Origin of the sequence: Segatella paludivivens DSM 17968 = JCM 13650, assembly GCF_000373185.1 — a bacterium.
Classification (GTDB): domain Bacteria; phylum Bacteroidota; class Bacteroidia; order Bacteroidales; family Bacteroidaceae; genus Prevotella; species Prevotella paludivivens.
The window spans coordinates 56,322-74,822 of sequence record NZ_KB890660.1 but is presented as its reverse complement, the minus strand read 5'-3'; the positions used below and the strand labels follow the sequence as shown (position 1 = coordinate 74,822).

Sequence of the window (18,501 nt, the reverse complement as noted above, 5' to 3'; positions counted from 1 at the left end):
CCCCAGGCTTTTCATTTTTTTAGCTACAAAGCTACATCATCAGCTGGATACGCTTTTCATAAAGGGAATAAAATATATGACGTAGTATCCGTAGCTAAAAAACAAAAAAACATTGAAGAGACATTGCCACATAATTAAATGACAAGGACTCTCCAATGTTCAATTATACTAATAACGGCATTAGCTATGCCAGAAACATTATAATCATTTGAGCAATAATAACCCTTATAAACATACCTAGTGGATATACAGATGCATAGCTAATGCTTGCACTATCAGTTTTCAATGAATCATTGGCGTATCCCAATGCCATTGGATTTGCCATACTTCCACAAAGTATTCCACAGATCGTACCGAAATCAAACTTATGCGTCTTCAATGCAATAAGTCCGATGATGATAACTGGCACCACGGTTATGAGGAAACCTATTCCTACCCAGGCGAGACCTTCTGGACGAACAACTGTAGCAAAAAAGTCTTTTCCTGCATCAAGTCCCAAGCATGCAAGATACATGCTAAGTCCCAACTTACGTAGCATCAGCGACGCAGATCGTGTGGTGTATGATATAAAATGGAGTTTCGGCCCTAAAGCACCAATGATTATACCCATGATAATAGGGCCACCAGCAATACCAAGACGCACAGGACTAGCCATTCCTGGTAACGAGATAGGGATACTTCCCAGTCCCAAACCAAGGATGATACCAAGTAATATGCTGCCGATATTAGGCTCATTCAAAGTCTTAACCGAGTTTCCAAAATATCCCTGCATATTATTCACTGAATCATGCTGGCCAACAACAGTAACTCTGTCGCCATATTGCAATCGCAAATCGTCTGTGGCAAGAAGTTTTATATCACCACGGGTGACACGACTCACGTTAACTCCATAAGAAGTACGTAGATGCAGTTCACCAAGTCTCTTACCATTGAGTTCTGTTCTTGTAAGAACCAAAACACGGCTCTCTACCTTTGAGTCTATAGCATTCCAGTCAATCTTCTCTCCGTTCCAGTCTTTATTAACTCTCTTTCCGAAAAGTATTTCCATTGCAGCCTCATCTTCACGATTGGTAATAACGAGCAAGCTATCATTTTCCATAAGTTTTGTCTCAACCATAGGAACAATAACTTCCTTGCCTCTCCATATACGTGATATAATAAAACGAAGATGAGTCATTTGTGAGACGTCTGAAATAGACTTTCCGCCAATAGCAGGATTAACGACTTCAAACTGAGCTATATATGTATGATCCTCCTCATTTATCTTTTTAACAGCCAAGTCTTCAGGTTTTACAAAGACTTTACGCAGGAACAGCATCGCAAATATTACACCAAGTACACCAAGGGGATATGTTACAGCTGTAGCCAAAGCTGTGCTACCACTAGCCATTCCAAGATGATTTATAGCCTGAGTGGCTGCACCAAGAGCAGGAGTATTTGTCGTAGCACCACAAAGCAAACCTACCATATTAGGCAGACTTACTCCTGTTAAAGGAATAAGCAACAAGGCAAAGACGGTACCAAAAACGATAACCGCCAAGCTCCAGAGATTCTGCGCCATGCCTTCATGCCGCAATGATCCAAAGAAGTTAGGCCCTACATGAAGTCCCAGGCAATAAACAAACATTGATAGCCCGAATGTTTCAATATAATCCAACAAGACTGGATCTATTGTAAAACCAAGGTGTCCGGCAAAGATACCAACGAAAAATACAAAGGCTACTCCAAGTGATATTCCCATCACCCTGACTTTGCCAAGAGCCAGACCACAGGCGATAATTAAAGAAAGAATAACTAAGGTCTGTATTGAAGAATGAATGTTAAATAAACTATTAATCCAGTCCATTTTAATTATAAAATGTTCAGATACTGTTCCAAGGGTATTCCCCTGTTTTTATCTATGTTGTCTTTATTCAGGTCAATAAGTTTGTAAACACCGTCCATAGCCTTTCTAGTTGAATCTTTCAACGACTCACCGTCAAGCAGATGCCCGATAAGTATAGCCGAGAAAATATCTCCTGTACCAGGAAAATGAACAGGAATCTCATCATAACATAATTTGAAATACTCGTTATGTATATTATTGTATCCAACTACTGAAGGTTGCCCATCAACAGTGATACTTGTTATGAGAACAGACTTGGACCCTATTTTACGCAAATGTTCAAGAAGGCTGTGAGCCTCATCATTTGTAACGCCTTCGGCTTTATATTCGCGTCCGGTAAGGTAGCATGCTTCTGTATAGTTTGGGTAACATAAATGAGCAACACTCAACATCTCACGCATACTTTTTACCGCTGCAGGAGTTACTCCATTATACAATTTACCCTCATCGCCCATTATAGGATCAACAAAAATCGTAGTTCCAGTTGACGCTTGTTCCAGGCAATAGCGCGACACTATGTCGGCTTGACGCTCGCTGGCTATAAATCCTGTGGCGATGGCATCAAAAGAAAACCCAAGTTCCTTCCATACGGGAAACACGCCTTTTATATAGTCTGTGGTATCAAGTAGATTAAACTTTCCGTAGTCAAGTGTATTAGACACTAAGGCTGTGGGAAGATTATATGTGGGATGTCCGAAATAAGACAATATCGGAAGCATTGCTGCCGTAGCAACTTTGCCATATCCCGCCATATCATTTATCAGAAGAATTTGCTTCTTATTCATCCTTAAATTAATATTTCGGGGGCAAAGGTAGTAAAAAGTTAAGATATGAAAGGTGTTTATACTAATAATTTCATTATATTTGCATAAAAATCTACCTAACCTCTAATGAAAAAATATTATCACAGACAACGCTACTCGATGCATAGCTTGGGTCAACGGTAAAAAGCATAAATAGGAGGACTGTTATCACACGAAATTCCCCACATTTAAGCACTGTAGATACGCTATCATTATTCACTATAGGAAATGTAGATTTGCTGTCGCAACCATGATAATGTAAAAATGGTTGGAATATCCGTAATTTATATAACTAAGTGTTGCCTGATTATGCTTATCTTTGCAACCATAAAATTATAATCAAGTAAATATGGCTGAGAATGATGTTGTTATTATAGACTCCATTGACAAGTACAATGAGATGATGGGACTTGAGACAAAGCACCCACTGATTGCTATTGTGGACATGTCTGAAGCTAATTATCAAAATGCCAGAAAAGAAAAGACTTTAGAATATGAAGTTTATTCCGTTTGGCTTAAGCAGACCATGTGTGGCGACATCACTTACGGACGCCAACCCTACGATTATCAGGAAGGCACGGTCACATCTTTCGCACCTGGCCAAGTGGTACATTTCAAACCGATAAAAGATTATAAGCCACAGGCACTTGGACTTATCTTTCATCCTGACCTTATACGCGGAACAACTCTTGGTCACGACATTAAGCAATACGCTTTTTTCGACTATTCTTCGCGTGAGGCATTGCACCTAAGCGAGGATGAAAAGGCTATATTCAAAGACAGCCTTAACAGAATTAAACTGGAACTAGACCATCCGATAGATAATCACAGCAAAAAACTTATTTGTAGAAACATAGAGTTACTACTTGATTATTGCATGCGATTCTATGAAAGGCAATTTGTAACCCGTAAAGCTGCCAACCGTGATGTTCTTGACAAGTTTGAAAAGCTACTTAACACTTATTTCACTGGCGACAGAGCATTACATGACGGTCTGCCATCTGTAAAATACTTTGCCGAGGAATGTTTTCTATCACCCAATTACTTCGGCGATTTGGTAAAAAAGGAAACTGGAAAGACTCCGCAGGATCACATACAAAGCAAGATTATAGACCTTGCCAAAGAGGAACTTGCAAGTTCAGAGGACACTATAAACGAAATAGCATATCATCTCGGATTTCAATACAGCCAGCATTTCAATCGTTACTTTAAGAGGAACGTTGGCATAACTCCAAGCCAATTCAGGAAACAAATAGCTGAAGCATAAAAGCTTTTATAAAAAACATTAAGATTATTCTGATGGGTAACCATTGCAAAGATATAAATACGGTATGTAACTGCAATAAACTGTTCAATACAAAGACTCTTCATCCTCTAGTAAGCATTATTAATTTATCAGGGAAATGCGAGGAAAAAGAGATAAAGTTGAACACTTATTCGGTACTGATACAGGAACATCCGTTACTCAGAAGTGGCGGAAGAAAGCTCTATGATTTCAATGCTGCCACCATATTCTTCAGATCACCAGACAAAACGATTAAAATTGCTGGCGAGAAAGATTGTCTGCAATCAGGTAAACTACTGATTTTTGATACTGATCTTTTATGTGGAACAAGTTTAGGCAAACAAATCAAGAACTACACGTTCTTTAAATATAAGCCAGAAAGTGAATCTTTGCACATCTCAGCTGCTGAACTTAAGACTATATACAACTGCATTGACAACATTAATCGTGAACTACAATGGGGTATAGACAAGTTCAGTTCAACTATCATAAGTAACAAAATTGAATTGCTACTAAACTACTGTTGCCGTTTTTATGAAAGGCAGTTTATCACACGTCATGATGCATCTGACGAAACATACAATACTATACGCAATGAGATAGATGATTATATGCTAAATGGCAAGATACACAAAATGGGTATGCCATGCACATGCTGTTTCAGCAAGAGACTAAACTTATCAAGTGCATATATCAATGATCTCATAAAGCATGAGAGTGGGAAAGACTTTGCCAGCTATTTACAAATAAGACGTATTGACATAGCAAAACAAATGATTGTTGAAAACAAAAAAAGTGATGCATATATAGCGCTTGCACTTGGATTCGGCGGAGTTGCAAACTTTACTAAACTGTTCATGAAGATTACAGGAATGACAACAGAAGAATACCGCAGATAAGACTTTTTATCTAAATAAATTAGTAGAAATAATATATAATAATAGCGAGAAAAAAGCAGTTACAAAAACTTAAACGTAATAATTAGTTTTTGATTACAAATTATTTTTGTAACTTTGCAGAAATTAAAAAACGATAATGAAAGATATTTGCTGCATTGGACATATAACTCTGGATAAAATCATCACTCCTAAAGATACAGTCTTTATGGCTGGAGGTACATCCTTTTATATGTCTTATGGTATGAATCGGCTTCCAAATGACGTTTCATATCAACTCGTCACAAAGGTAGGAAAGGAATCTCTTGACGAAGTTGAGAATATGAGAAAACTCGGCATAGACGTGGAATGTCATAAAAGTAACAAGAGCGTTTTCTTTGAAAACAAATATGGCGACAACACAAACAACCGTACACAACGTGTTCTAGCTAAAGCTGATCCATTCACAGTTGACGAGATGAAAGGTATTGACGCCCGTGTATATCACCTTGGCAGTCTGCTTGCTGATGACTTTTCGCCGGAAGTTGTAGAATATCTCTCAACAAAAGGACTTATCTCAATTGATGTTCAGGGATATCTGCGTGAGGTTAGAGGAGAAAATGTATTCGCTACGGATTGGAAAGACAAAGAGCGAATACTTGAATGCACAGATATCATAAAGCTAAACGAGCATGAAATGGAAGTTATCACAAATTCAAAAAATCCACGTACTGTAGCTATTAAACTAGCAGAAATGGGAGTGCGCGAGGTAGTGATAACCCTTGGCAGTTATGGCAGCGTAATATATGCAGAAGGCAAGTTCTATGAGATTCCTGCTTATGAACCCAATATTGTTGTTGATGCAACAGGATGTGGTGACACATATTCTGCAGGATATCTTTATATGAGAAGTTTAGGTGCGAACTATTCGGATGCAGGAAAATTTGCAGCAGCCATGTGTACCCTTAAACTTGAGCATAGCGGTCCTTTCGACAAAAGCATAGAAGATATTAAGAAGATTATAAAATAATCAATAGTTATATTGAAACATGATAGTTTATGATTTTATCTTAACTATCATGTTTTTTTTATCAAACTCTATACTATCGCGTTCGATATAATTTCCCAAAGTACCGTTTGCTGACAATTCCCGAGGTGTTCCTATACACATTTTTTCATCATTCATAAGCCACAGTTTGTCAGCCAACTGTAAAGCCTGCTCCACATCATGTGTGGAAAGCAATATTGTCTTACCCAACTGATGTGAAAGATTCTGTAATAGCTGCATCATTTCTATCTTACTGGGAAAATCAAGAAAGGCAGTAGGCTCATCAAGAAAAATCATTTTAGTATGCTGGGCAAGTGCTTTGGCAATCATTGTCTTCTGTCGTTCACCGTCACTTAGCGTCTGAACCATACGGTCTTTCAATTTTAAGACTCCAACCATTTCCAAAGATTCATCAACAATTTTCTTGTCATCCTTATTCAGTGTTCCCCAAAAACCAGTAAAAGGATATCGTCCCATACCGACCAACTCTCCTACAGAAATGTTTTCCACTCCTGCTTTTCCTGTTAGCACAACACTTATCTTACGTGCCAGTTTAGCGGAAGAATAGTCATTGATATTAACATCGTCGATAATCACATCACCGGCAAGTGGTTTAATAAATCCAGATATTGTTTTAAGCAGTGTAGACTTCCCTACTCCGTTTGATCCAAGCAGACATGTAAATTCACCACTGCTAAGCGAAGCATTTATCTCTTCACTCACTTTTTTATCCTTATATCCGATAGACAAATCATGCAGAACAACTGATTCCATATGACAAAGATACAGCAAGTATAACACAATACAAAATAAAAAAGGTGTTTTTTGTTTTTATTATTAAGACGCAGTCTTTGTTCAATGTTAGTTAAAGATGCTCCAAACAAGTGGAAAATCAAAGTAAAAGAAAAAAAATTAGTAACTTTGCACTCAATATGAATCAACAGACGTCACCAATACAGGAACTACAAAGACAAAAAATGCTCTTGGAAATAGAGTATTATTCAGAAAAAGAAGCTTTTCGCAAACAAACAGAATCCACAGGACTAATGCGTAAGGTAAAGAAGGGAGAAGCATGGTTTCCTCTAAATATAGGGGCAAGTTACTATAACTCTCTAAACCAAATGGCAATAGAGGTAACAAGAAACACGGATACAGATACAGAACATAACTTTGAATTTGGAAGACCTGTAGCTTTCTTTAAAACAGACGGAAAATCATTACATTACTTTAATTTTACAGGTACTGTATCTTTTGTCGATGGCAACAGAATGGTCGTGATTATTCCAGATGGAGGACATGCCATAGATCTTCAAGGATGTACTGAAAAAATAGGTATACAACTGTTTTTTGACGAGACAAGCTACAAGCTGATGTTTGAAGCTCTTGACAGAGTAATCAAAGCAAAGGGAAACAGACTGGCATATTTGCGTGATTTATTTTATTCGCATCAGAAAGCGGAACGTTTCTCTTTTACAGCACAACGCTTTCCTTGGCTTAATCCAACTCAGGAGAAAGCCGTAAACGAAGTACTTTGGGCTAAAGATGTTGAAGTTGTACATGGTCCTCCTGGAACAGGGAAGACAACAACTCTTGTTGAAGCCATCAACGAGACGCTTATGCGAGAATATCAAGTTTTGGTTTGCGCACAAAGCAACATGGCTATTGACTGGATTTGCGAGAAGCTTGTAGACCGGGGAATAAACGTGTTGAGAATAGGAAATCCAACTAAGGTGAACGATAAAATGCTTGGATTTACTTATGAGCGGAAGTTTGAGGGGCATCCAGAATATTCTCAGCTATGGGCTATAAGAAGAGCTATACGAGATTTGAGAGGCCAAAGAAAAAGCCGTGACGAAAAATATCATCAGAAGTTGGAACATCTGAAAGCACGCGCCACTGAAATAGAAATAAGAATTAATTCAGAATTACTTGGTGAGGCAAGAGTAATAGCATCTACACTTGTCGGTTCGGCAAACAGACTTCTTGAAGGACAGAAATTCGGAACGTTGTTCATTGACGAAGCAGCACAGGCTCTTGAAGCGGCATGCTGGATACCGATAAAACGAGCAACAAGAGTAATCTTGGCAGGAGACCACTGCCAACTTCCACCGACAATTAAAAGTATTTCTGCACTTAAAGCCGGATTAGGTAAGACGCTGATGGAACGTATTGTAGAAAACAAACCAGAAGTAGTTACGTTGTTGAAGATACAGTATAGAATGAACGAAAAAATCATGCGTTTCTCCAGCGATTGGTTCTACCACGGGCAAGTGGAAAGTGCACCACAGATTAAATTCCGTGGTATACTTGACTATGACACACCTATAGAATGGACAGAAACAGCACCGGTAACAAATGACAAAAATAACACTAAAGCCACAAGTGGTGAAGGCAAAGACGGAGAATCAATAATTAATAAGGAAGAAGCTCGCATAACTCTTGAAAAACTTGAAGATTATTTCACGAAGATTGGCAAGCAAAAGATTCTTGAAGAACAAATTGATGTAGGAGTGATATCTCCATACAGGGCACAAGTGCAATACATGCGCAGACTTATAATGAAAAAAGAATTCTTTAAACCATATAGGCATCTAATAAGCATCAACACCGTGGATGGTTTCCAAGGTCAGGAACGTGATGTGATACTGATTTCATTGGTAAGAAGTAATACCGATGGTCAAATAGGATTTCTGCATGACCTTAGACGAATGAATGTCGCCATAACACGTGCAAGGATGAAACTGATAATAATAGGCGACAAAGAAACACTGTGTCGTCACCCATTCTATAATAAGCTATGGGAATATATTAACGAAGAAGATTGATGGCTAACACTAATGATATGACAATAGGGTCTCCTGTAAGAGACATCCTTAAATTTGCAATTCCACTGATATTGGGATATATACTGCAACAGATGTATCTTATCATTGACGCAGCAATTGTGGGCAGATGGATTGGTGTAGATGCTCTTGCAGCTGTGGGAACATCAAGCAGCATCATGTTTCTTATCATGGGATTCTGCAACGGCTCATGTGCAGGTTTCGCCATTCCTATTGCTCAAGCTTTTGGAGCAAAAGACTACAAGAAGATGCGGTCATACGTGAGCAATGCCATACGTATTGCAATAGTAATGGCTGTAGTGATAACATTCATGAGCTGTATATTCTGCGGAAGAGTCTTGAAAATCGTAAACACTCCTACAGATATATTCGACCATGCTTACATATTTCTTTTTCTGCAGTTTCTTGCCATACCGTTTACAATCGCATACAATCTTCTTTCAGGATTCATACGTGCTATTGGCAACAGTAAACAGCCATTTTATTTTCTTATTGCATCATCATTTATCAACATCATACTTGACGTAATACTTATTCTGATTCTCGGAATGGGTGTAGAGGGCGCAGGTATAGCCACACTGATATCACAATGCTGTGCATCGTTGATGTGCTGGATATATATAAAACGGAAACTGCAACTACTGATACCAACGGGAGAGGAAACACATTTTGACAACAAGCTAATAAATATATTGCTCAACAACGGCATGCCAATGGGAATGCAATTCTCTATCACTGCTATTGGAATCATTATGCTGCAAAGTGCCAATAATGCGCTTGGTACCACCTATGTAGCTGCGTTCACGGCAAGCATGCGTATAAAATATCTATTCACATGCGTACTTGAAAACATCGGAGTTGCTATGGCTACGTATTGCGGACAGAATATAGGCGCAAGAAAAATTAATCGAATAAAGACAGGAATATACGCTGCAATAAAAATCATGCTTGTGTATTTTGTCATCACGTTTATTATTATATATCCTTTTGCCGACTATATGATGATGCTTTTTGTAGATGGCAGCGAAAAAGATGTAGTAAGCAACGCAGCAATGTTTATGCGCATAGCAAACTACTTCTACCCTGCACTAGGACTGCTCACCATATTCCGCTATAGCATTCAGGGACTTGGATACAGCAACCTAAGTATGATGAGTGGAGTTATGGAGATGATTGCACGATGTGGTGTAAGTATTTGGATTGTACCCGCGCTGAAGTTCACTGGTGTATGTTATGGTGATCCTGTGGCATGGATAATGGCTGATATGTTTCTTATCCCTGCATTTATCTGGCTATACGGTCATATCAAAAGGAAGCAACATCAATGCGTCTCTTAACAAAAAACTTGCTGGCAAACAGGAAGAACAGTAACACTCCAAATGCATTTTCAATGGCTACCATCCAGAAAGCTGCTTTATAACCAACCATTTCGGAAACTACTCCACCAAGAAGTATTCCTATGCCAAAGCCCAAATCCCATGAAGTAAGGATTGACGAGTTAGCCGTGCCACGTTCATTATGATGAGCCACGGCTACAAACATATTAAGAAACGCAGGATACATGTGACCGTTACCTAATCCGATAAGGAATGCCGACAGATAATAGCCTACAGGATTTATCCAGGCAACAAACATAATGTAACCAATAAGAGCTATGCAAATTCCGTATGCGGCATTGTGAGTGAGGCGACCTTCACGCAAAGCTTTAGCTCCCTGAAGGCGAGAACTAAACAGTCCTATTGAAAGTAATGCGAAATAGGTGCCTGTACCTCCAGTAATACCCAGTTCCTGTTTACTATATATTGCAAGATAGTTGCTCAAGACTCCAAAACAGAAACCAAACATAGCAATATTGATGGCAAGCAACCATGCGCGAGTCAGAAAAAACCTGTCAAGAGAAAGCTTTTCTGTATTCTTAACGATAGAGTTAACAGGCAATTTCACTGTTCCATCAATAAGCAGGCCCATAAAAGCCACGACGAGCGCTATCCAGAATAACACACTGAAATCATCCAATAACTTATATAAATATATTCCTATTGATGGTGCTATAGCCATTGCAAGATTATTGCTTAGTCCGAAATATCCCAAGCCTTCATTTCTACGGGTTGAAGGAAGTACATCTATTGCCACTGTGCTATTTGCCACTGTAGCAGCACCGAATGGGCCTCCGTGTAATGTCCGGACTATGGCAAACATAAGAAGCGTGCTTGCTGCTATATATCCTGCAAAAAACACAAAAAACAGGGAAAGACAAATCATAAGTACTTTCTTACGATTGAAACTATCTACAAAGAAACCACTGAACGGGCGTACAACCAACGATGCTATTGTATATCCAGAAAGCACTAGTCCTATAACATCATTAGTAGCTCCAAATTTTTCGCTAAGATATATTGGTAGCAAAGGGGTAAGTATATAAAAGGCAAAATACATCATAAAATTAGCTGTCATTACTTTTATATACGCTCCATTCCAAAGTTTTTCTTTTGTTTCCATCATCACTTGTCCCAATCTTTAAATTCCAGCTCCAACTGTATCCATTCTGGTGTAGGGAGTTCTTCATTCCCACCAGGATTTGAAACCGACAACCCTAATAATCTTATTGGATGCTCGGCACTATATGCAATTTGTTTAAGCAATTTCTTTGCTAAAGGCAGAATATCATCTTTAGTCTTCAATATCCTGTTACCAGTAATGCTACGTGTTATCTGCTGGAAATCACCATATTTAATTTTCAATGTAAGTGTCTTTCCTTCGAAATCATCTTTTGCAATACGCTCACAAAGTTCCAACACTGAGTGATAAAGTTCTATTAATACAGCCGACTTTATGCTTATATCCTGAAGAAATGTCTGTTCGCATCCAACAGATTTCCTTATACGCTCCACAACTACAGGACGATCATCAATACCCCTTGCAAAGTTATAGAATACAGGTCCAGCCTTTCCGAATACTTCAGATAGATGTTTTAATGAACATTCCCTAAGCTGAGCACCGTTAAATATTCCTATATGATGCATGCGCCTTGCTGTTTTAGGTCCAACACCCCAGAAACTTTCAATCGGTAATTTGCCGATAAAGTCAAGAGCCATATTGGGATGTATAGTGCATATACCATCTGGTTTACGATATTCCGAGGCTATCTTAGCAAGAAACTTATTATATGATATTCCTGCAGAAGCAGTCAGATTTAACTCGTCTTTTATGCGTTGCTTTATTTCTTTCGCTATATCTATAGCAAGTTCTATTCCGCGTTTGTTTTCTGTAACATCAAGAAAAGCCTCATCAATGGATAAAGGTTCAATGGCATCTGTATAGTCCTTAAATATAGCATGTACTTGTGACGACACTTCACTATAGTGTTCATGACTACCCCTAACAACAATCAACTGGGGACAAAGACGCTTTGCAACAATCATAGATATTGCAGAATGCACACCATATTTACGGGCCTCATAACTAGCTGTAGACACAACGCCACGTTCACCGTCATAACCCACAGCAACAGGTTTGCCACGTAAATCTGGATTATCACGCTGCTCAACGCTAGCAAAAAATGCGTCCATGTCAATATGTATTATCTTGCGGTCTAAGCGATCCATAAAGTAATTGCAAAGATACGCAATTTACATCAAACATGGATAATGACTATATCATTATCTTCAAACAAATAATATCTCTTTTTATTTTGCAGGTTCGTAAAAATACCATAATTTTGTAATAACATTGACAACATTCAATTAGAATACTAGCAATTATTATAGTAAAACCAAGAAAGAAATATGACATCTATAAAAGATTTAATGAACAAGGTGAGTTTTAATGAGGTAAGTAAAGTCTTAAAGGAACTATATTCTCTAGAGATAGAAAACATAAAGGAATTTGAAAACACATTCAATTCTCTGCGTACGATCAAACCAACGTTTGACTATTTCGACATGATAATTGAAGTGAAAGAAAATAATGGCAAAATATACGTAAGCAACACTCATCTTGGTAGTCTTGCAGACCTTGCCGGACGTAGGTATAAAAAACTAGAAAACATTCCAGATAATGTTTTTGCAGCCCACTGCTTATATCAAATAACTGTTCACACATACGAGACAGAGCGCTACAAAGATCATCTTGACGAATGGGATGAAGATATGATGAATCCACAAAAGGCACGCATCGTAAGATAGCATGCCTCTTGATGGAGCTTTTCTTTATCCAACGTCAAGCAGTTCTATTTCGAATATCAAAGTAGAGCCGCCAGGGATTCCTGGTTGTCCAAACTTACCATATCCCATGTCTGAAGAAAGGTATACCTCCCACTTGTCACCCACATGCATTTTTTGCATGGCAATAACCCAACCTTCGATAACGTCAGAAAGACGTATTGCCAAAGGTACTCCACCAATACTACTGTCGAAAGTATTTCCGTCTATAGTACGTCCAGTGTAGTGAGTAGTCACAATGCTGCGAGCAGATGGTTGCTTACCATTCACATCTCCGGAAGATATAACTTTATATGATACACCTTTCACTATTGTGAACACTCCATCTTCACGTGATTTATCAATCAGCCACTTCTTATTTTTATTGATATATTCTCTATTTGCCATATTGTTTAAGTTAGATAAATAATAATAACGCCACAAAGTTACGTCTTTTTTCACAAAAGAAAGATTTATTTCTGCAAGATTCATCTCATATATCTATAGACTATCTTTTTTAAAGTTCAATAGCTTTTACCATAAAGTCTATAAGAGTCTTATATCTTTGATAAAACAATAAGCCCGGATAGGAAACTTGTTTTACCTATCCGGGCTTATCTGTACTATATCAGAATTTATCTTATTCTGAAAACGCAGCAGACTCTGCGGCTTCTATTATGCTATCACGACTTTGTGGACGTGAACTTATGTCGCTCAAATCAAAATCTTCATCTTCTGTGTTAAGATCTTCTGGTTCTGCAACTTCGGCATCTTTAACCTCATTGTCGCTTCTATACATCGGAGAACGACGAGACATTTTACGGCTCTTATCGTCAAAGACTTCTTCCTTGAATGCTGTTACGCGTTTTTTATCTTCAGGTTCCTCAATATCATGCTTGATGATGAAACCATCATTAACCTCTGTACTCGGAACATCCTCAACAGGCTCTTCCTCCATTTTTGTACGACTGGCTTTAACAGCAAATACCTCGTCAATAAATTTAGGTTCCTTGCGTAACTTCTCAAGAGTCAGCTTACTAGCTAGCTGCTGACTTTCTTTCTTGCTGTATCCTCCACCTGAACATCCATCAACACCTTCGATGCAAACCTTATAGTTAAACATTGGGCTGCCGTTATCATCTTTTTTCTGTTCAAGCATTTCAAAGGTTAGCTTCACACGATTCTTCTGTCCCCATTCAATGAGTTTGCTTTTAAAGTTCACTTCTTTATAAGCAACCTTATCAATGTTGATCATCTGTGATAATATACGTTTTTCCATAAAACGCATACATATGTTGTAACCTCTGTCTAAATACATTGCGCCAACAAGTGCCTCAAAAGCATTTCCACCCATATAACTATTATGAGAAGAACTGCGTCCGTTGCTTAATATTAACTTGTTGATGCCCATCTCATTGGCAAGTTTATTAAGAGTATCTCTCTGTACAAGTTTTGAACGAGTATTCGTAAGAAATCCCTCACGCTTACCCGGGAAATGTCTATAAACGATATCTCCTACGATTGCGTCAAGAATAGCATCGCCCAAAAATTCCAGGCGTTCATTGTTCACAGGCTTTCCCTTTGCGTTACGTTTCATTACGCTTTTATGCATCAGAGCTAACTTATAGTAGCTGATGTCATGTGGGTAAAAACCTAGAATGGCGTATAAAGAAGAATAAAGTTCCTTTTCCTTACGGAAAGGAAGCTTTATTCTGTCTATTATGTTATTCAGCATATTTCTTGAAAATGACACAACAATTGTGACCTCCAAAGCCGAAGGTGTTGCTAAGTGCTGCACGCACTTCGCGCTTTTGAGCCTTGTTGAAAGTAAAGTTCATGTTGTAGTCCAAATCGGGATCTTTGTCATCTTCCTCATGGTTGATGGTAGGAGGTACAATGTCATTCTTGACACTAAGTACGCATGCCATAGCCTCTATCGCACCAGCAGCACCAAGAAGGTGACCAGTCATACTCTTAGTAGAGCTAATATTGAGTTTGTAAGCGTGCTCACCAAATACGTCCTTAATAGCTAAAGCCTCAGAAAGATCGCCAATATGAGTAGATGTTCCGTGAACATTGATATAATCAATATCTTCTGGCTTCATGCCTGCATCCTCAAGTGCATTCTTCATAACAAGTTTTGCACCTAATCCCTCTGGGTGAGAGGCTGTAATATGATAAGCATCAGCACTTGCGCCTTCGCCAACCATTTCGGCATAAATTTTTGCTCCACGAGCTTTAGCATGTTCCAATTCCTCGAGGATAAGACAGCCAGCACCTTCACCCATGATGAATCCATCACGACTTGCGCTGAATGGGCGACTTGCATGCTCAGGGTCATCATTGCGAGTAGAAAGAGCTTTAATGGCATTAAAACCACCAACACCACTTTCACAAATGGCAGCTTCGGCACCACCACCAACGATAACATTAGCCTTTCCTAGACGGATAAGGTTGAAAGCATCAGCAAGAGCGTTGCTTGAAGAAGCACATGCACTAGTTGTTGTATAGTTTGGACCGCGAAAACCAAAATGAATACTAATTTGGCCTGAAGCGATATCAGCAATCATCTTAGGAATGAAGAATGGACTGAATTTAGGTCCTTCTTCCTTGTGCAGAGCATAATATGAAACTTCCTCCTCGAATGTCTTGATACCACCGATGCCAACACCATAGACAACACCTATACGGTTTTTGTCTTCTTTCTCAAGGTCGAGACCAGAATCATTCACACCTTGCATTGCTGCAATCATGGCAAGTTGAGTATATCTATCCAACTTGCGGGCTTCTTTACGATCAAGATAATCAGTCACATTAAGGTCTTTAACCTCACATGCGAATTTAGTCTTGAAATTTGTCGTATCGAAATGTGTAATAGGAGCGGCACCACTCTTACCTGCAAGAAAATTATTCCAAGTTTCCTCAGCATTATTTCCTACCGGAGTCACTGCACCAAGACCTGTTACTACTACTCTCTTTAATTCCATGCGTGTATATATAAAAAATGACTAGGAATTAGGGATTAGTGATTGAAAATACATTTAATGACGTTTTCAATCCTTAATCACTAATCCCTAATCGTATAAATTTGCAAAAATAATTATTGACTATTATTTTGCGTTTTCCTCGATGTACTTGATTGCGTCACCTACAGACTGAATTGTCTCAGCCTTGTCGTCTGGGATAGAAATACCGAATTCTTTCTCGAATTCCATGATAAGTTCTACAGTATCCAGTGAATCAGCACCAAGATCGTTTGTGAAGCTTGCCTCTGGCTTAACTTCAGCCTCGTCTACACCAAGTTTGTCTACGATAATAGCCTTTACCTTGCTTTCAATTTCTGACATAATTGTAACTTTTTAAAATGTTTATAAATAATTTCTAATTAAAAATCGGGTGCAAAGGAACGAATTTATTTTTAATTTCGCAAATATTTTATCCAAAAAAGCACTTAGGGTTGCACAAACACCCCAACAGTGTGCATTATTTTGGGCTTTTCATGCTGTAATTTACGAAATATCAATTAGTTTCACTTTGTTTGTAATATTCGTTCTATATGCTCAACAACAACTTCTGGACTGATATTATGCATACAAGCCCAATCACCACGCAAACATGGCTTGTTTCCATAAATACTACATGGGCGGCATGGTAAATCAGCTTGTACAACATTATCAATGCTCTGATTCCAACCCATAAAACCAGCAAATGGGTGTGTTGAACCCCAGATGCTCACGACAGGTGTTTTGACAAGCGAAGCCAAGTGCATATTTGCGCTATCCATACTCACCATTACATCAAGATGACTCATCAGGATTAACTCCTGCTGTAGTCCACTCATCAATCGCGACGCATTTATTATTTGTTTACTCTCTGAAGATATTTCATCAAGTAGTTTCATTTCTTCATTTCCTCCGCCAAAGAGGAATACTCTGCACGAAGGATGCTTATTAACCAGCATCCTTATGACATTTTTCATCAATGGCAACGGATACATCTTACCCTCATGTGCTGCAAACGGAGCTATGCCAATCCATTGTTGGAACGGGCGTTTCTCTCCAATTTTATCTGAGAGTAATCTCAGATTACCTCCTTCAACTGAAAACAACGAATTGAATTCCAGTTTTATTGGATAACCCAACTTTTCCAACACATCGGCATAGTTCTGAAAAGATGTAGGCTGCTGTATCAATTCTTTATTGTGATCTGCTATGAGTTTGCTTTTCCCACTTCTATGCTTGTCAATACTCTCAACAGGGTAATGGTTTAGGTTGAATCTCATACGCAGATAATCAGAACGCAACACACTATGAAAATCAGCAACAGCAGTAAAGTTCTTCGCTGTCAATCTTCTATAGAGTGCATTCAATCCCCTAACTCCATGATATTCTTTTTTGATATCTGCAGCCATAAAGCCTACATTGGGAGCTATATTCTCAAAGAAAGGGCGAGCAAAAGGTTTGCTCAACATTGTTATGCGTAGATTTGGATATTGGCTCGCCAATGAATAAACCACAGGAACAGTCATCGCCACATCACCCAAAGCCGAGAAGCGCATTATAAGCAAATGCTCAGTATTCATTTATTTTTTATACAATATTGGATTTGTGTCTACGTCATTATACATCTTCATCTGACGATACACCTTCATATATTTACGACCAGCTTCTATATCTTCAATCAACTGATCTATTGCTGTCCCAAGATCATGCTGTTGTTCAAGCAATACTCCTAATTTAGCTTTGCATTTTGCAATGTGAGCCTCATTAGCATTCTTACGTTCAGCCTCTTCTTTCATATGAAATATCTTGAGAGATAAAATACTGAGACGGTCTACAGCCCAAGCCGGACTCTCTGTATTTATTCGCGCATCATCAAGAACTTTCACATTTTTGTATTTATCTAAAAAGTAAGAGTCTATTTGTTCAACCAAATCTGTACGATCTTGGTTGCTTTTGTCTATACGTCGCTTTAGGGTAAGCGCACCTGCTGGGTCTATTTCCGGATCACGGATAATATCCTCAAAATGCCACTGCACTGTGTCTATCCAACATTTCAGATACAATTTGTTTTCAATAGTCCTTTTTTCGAATGGATTATTAATAGGGGTATCTATATTGTCATAAACATGGTAATCATTGATTGCCTTATTAAAAATCTCATTACAATGCTGTGTAAAAGACATACTTATAATATTATTTTAAGTTTATTCTGCAAAAATAGGCAATTATTTTTAAAGTCACAAATATTTATTAGTTAAATGAGGTCTAATGATGCTTTAAGACCACATTGTATTTTATTTTGAATCACTAATCCCTATATATTTTATTATAAACAATCATTATGACTTCGTTGAATTGATATAGATTAAGAAAATAATGTTTTTTAATTAGAAATGATGCATTTCCTTTGGTGTGTGCGCAAACAGTTGTATCTTTGCAGTGAAAATAAAAGGATAATAAAAACAAACGGATACCAAACGGGTACCGAATTAATTAAAAGAAAAGTAAAAAGATTATGGTAACATTAATGATTATTTTAGCAGTAGTCGCTGCATCAATTT

17 protein-coding genes are annotated in these 18,501 nt (G+C 38.2%); 6 read left to right on the top strand and 11 right to left on the bottom strand.

From position 1 onward, the window contains the following. Positions 1-184: 184 nt before the first annotated feature. A complete protein-coding gene (locus B045_RS0110375; protein ID WP_025883490.1) occupies positions 185-1,846 on the bottom strand; it encodes a putative transporter in 1,662 nt (553 codons plus the stop codon). Positions 1,847-1,851: 5 nt separating this feature from the next. Next, complete coding sequence (locus B045_RS0110370; protein ID WP_018464197.1) at positions 1,852-2,670, bottom strand: pyridoxamine kinase; 819 nt, start codon at positions 2,668-2,670, stop codon at positions 1,852-1,854. A gap of 367 nt (positions 2,671-3,037) precedes the next feature. Here B045_RS0110370 and B045_RS0110365 point away from each other — a divergent pair, with 367 nt between their 5' ends. From B045_RS0110365 to B045_RS0110355, 3 genes are all read left to right on the top strand, one after another. Beyond that, positions 3,038-3,955: a helix-turn-helix domain-containing protein gene (locus B045_RS0110365; protein WP_018464196.1), complete on the top strand. Its 918-nt coding sequence runs from the start codon at positions 3,038-3,040 to the stop codon at positions 3,953-3,955. 32 nt (positions 3,956-3,987) lie between these two features. Next, on the top strand, positions 3,988-4,872 hold the full coding sequence (locus B045_RS0110360) for a helix-turn-helix domain-containing protein (RefSeq protein ID WP_018464195.1): 885 nt from the start codon (positions 3,988-3,990) through the stop codon (positions 4,870-4,872). Between the two features lie 136 nt (positions 4,873-5,008). Next, a complete protein-coding gene (locus B045_RS0110355) occupies positions 5,009-5,878 on the top strand; it encodes a PfkB family carbohydrate kinase (protein ID WP_018464194.1) in 870 nt (289 codons plus the stop codon). Positions 5,879-5,905: 27 nt separating this feature from the next. Here B045_RS0110355 and B045_RS0110350 read toward each other — a convergent pair whose 3' ends face one another. Continuing rightward, on the bottom strand, positions 5,906-6,670 hold the full coding sequence (locus B045_RS0110350; RefSeq protein WP_018464193.1) for an ABC transporter ATP-binding protein: 765 nt from the start codon (positions 6,668-6,670) through the stop codon (positions 5,906-5,908). A 158-nt stretch (positions 6,671-6,828) separates the two neighbouring features. Here B045_RS0110350 and B045_RS0110345 point away from each other — a divergent pair, with 158 nt between their 5' ends. Continuing rightward, positions 6,829-8,721: an AAA domain-containing protein gene (locus B045_RS0110345; protein WP_018464192.1), complete on the top strand. Its 1,893-nt coding sequence runs from the start codon at positions 6,829-6,831 to the stop codon at positions 8,719-8,721. Continuing rightward, positions 8,721-10,076 carry an MATE family efflux transporter gene (locus B045_RS0110340; protein WP_018464191.1) on the top strand — a complete coding sequence of 452 codons (1,356 nt, stop codon included), beginning with the start codon at positions 8,721-8,723 and terminating at the stop codon, positions 10,074-10,076. The genes B045_RS0110345 and B045_RS0110340 overlap by 1 nt, the downstream gene beginning before the upstream one ends. On the opposite strand, the gene B045_RS0110335 is transcribed toward B045_RS0110340, so the two are convergent. Next, complete coding sequence (locus tag B045_RS0110335) at positions 10,045-11,241, bottom strand: MFS transporter (protein WP_018464190.1); 1,197 nt, start codon at positions 11,239-11,241, stop codon at positions 10,045-10,047. The two genes, B045_RS0110340 and B045_RS0110335, sit on opposite strands and share 32 nt — an antisense overlap. Then, complete coding sequence (dinB, locus tag B045_RS0110330) at positions 11,241-12,344, bottom strand: DNA polymerase IV (protein ID WP_018464189.1); 1,104 nt, start codon at positions 12,342-12,344, stop codon at positions 11,241-11,243. The genes B045_RS0110335 and dinB overlap by 1 nt, the downstream gene beginning before the upstream one ends. A gap of 180 nt (positions 12,345-12,524) precedes the next feature. Here dinB and B045_RS14555 point away from each other — a divergent pair, with 180 nt between their 5' ends. Beyond that, positions 12,525-12,923: a DUF6557 family protein gene (locus B045_RS14555; protein ID WP_018464188.1), complete on the top strand. Its 399-nt coding sequence runs from the start codon at positions 12,525-12,527 to the stop codon at positions 12,921-12,923. A gap of 24 nt (positions 12,924-12,947) precedes the next feature. Here the strand turns inward: B045_RS14555 and B045_RS0110320 are convergent, their stop codons facing one another. The 6 genes from B045_RS0110320 to B045_RS0110295 all read right to left on the bottom strand — a co-directional run bounded on the left by B045_RS0110320 (position 12,948) and on the right by B045_RS0110295 (position 18,123). Further along, entirely contained in the window at positions 12,948-13,346 is a 399-nt protein-coding gene (locus tag B045_RS0110320; protein WP_025883484.1) for an FKBP-type peptidyl-prolyl cis-trans isomerase, read from the bottom strand. Between the two features lie 232 nt (positions 13,347-13,578). Then, positions 13,579-14,673 carry a ribonuclease III gene (rnc, locus tag B045_RS0110315; protein ID WP_018464186.1) on the bottom strand — a complete coding sequence of 365 codons (1,095 nt, stop codon included), beginning with the start codon at positions 14,671-14,673 and terminating at the stop codon, positions 13,579-13,581. Continuing rightward, positions 14,663-15,925, bottom strand: a complete 1,263-nt coding sequence (gene fabF / locus B045_RS0110310; RefSeq protein WP_018464185.1) for a beta-ketoacyl-ACP synthase II — start codon at positions 15,923-15,925, stop codon at positions 14,663-14,665. The genes rnc and fabF overlap by 11 nt, the downstream gene beginning before the upstream one ends. 123 nt (positions 15,926-16,048) lie before the next feature. Further along, positions 16,049-16,285, bottom strand: a complete 237-nt coding sequence (locus B045_RS0110305; protein ID WP_018464184.1) for an acyl carrier protein — start codon at positions 16,283-16,285, stop codon at positions 16,049-16,051. Between the two features lie 182 nt (positions 16,286-16,467). Beyond that, on the bottom strand, positions 16,468-17,520 hold the full coding sequence (locus tag B045_RS0110300; protein ID WP_018464183.1) for a glycosyltransferase family 9 protein: 1,053 nt from the start codon (positions 17,518-17,520) through the stop codon (positions 16,468-16,470). Further along, complete coding sequence (locus tag B045_RS0110295) at positions 17,521-18,123, bottom strand: DUF4254 domain-containing protein (RefSeq protein WP_018464182.1); 603 nt, start codon at positions 18,121-18,123, stop codon at positions 17,521-17,523. Positions 18,124-18,501: the final 378 nt, after the last annotated feature.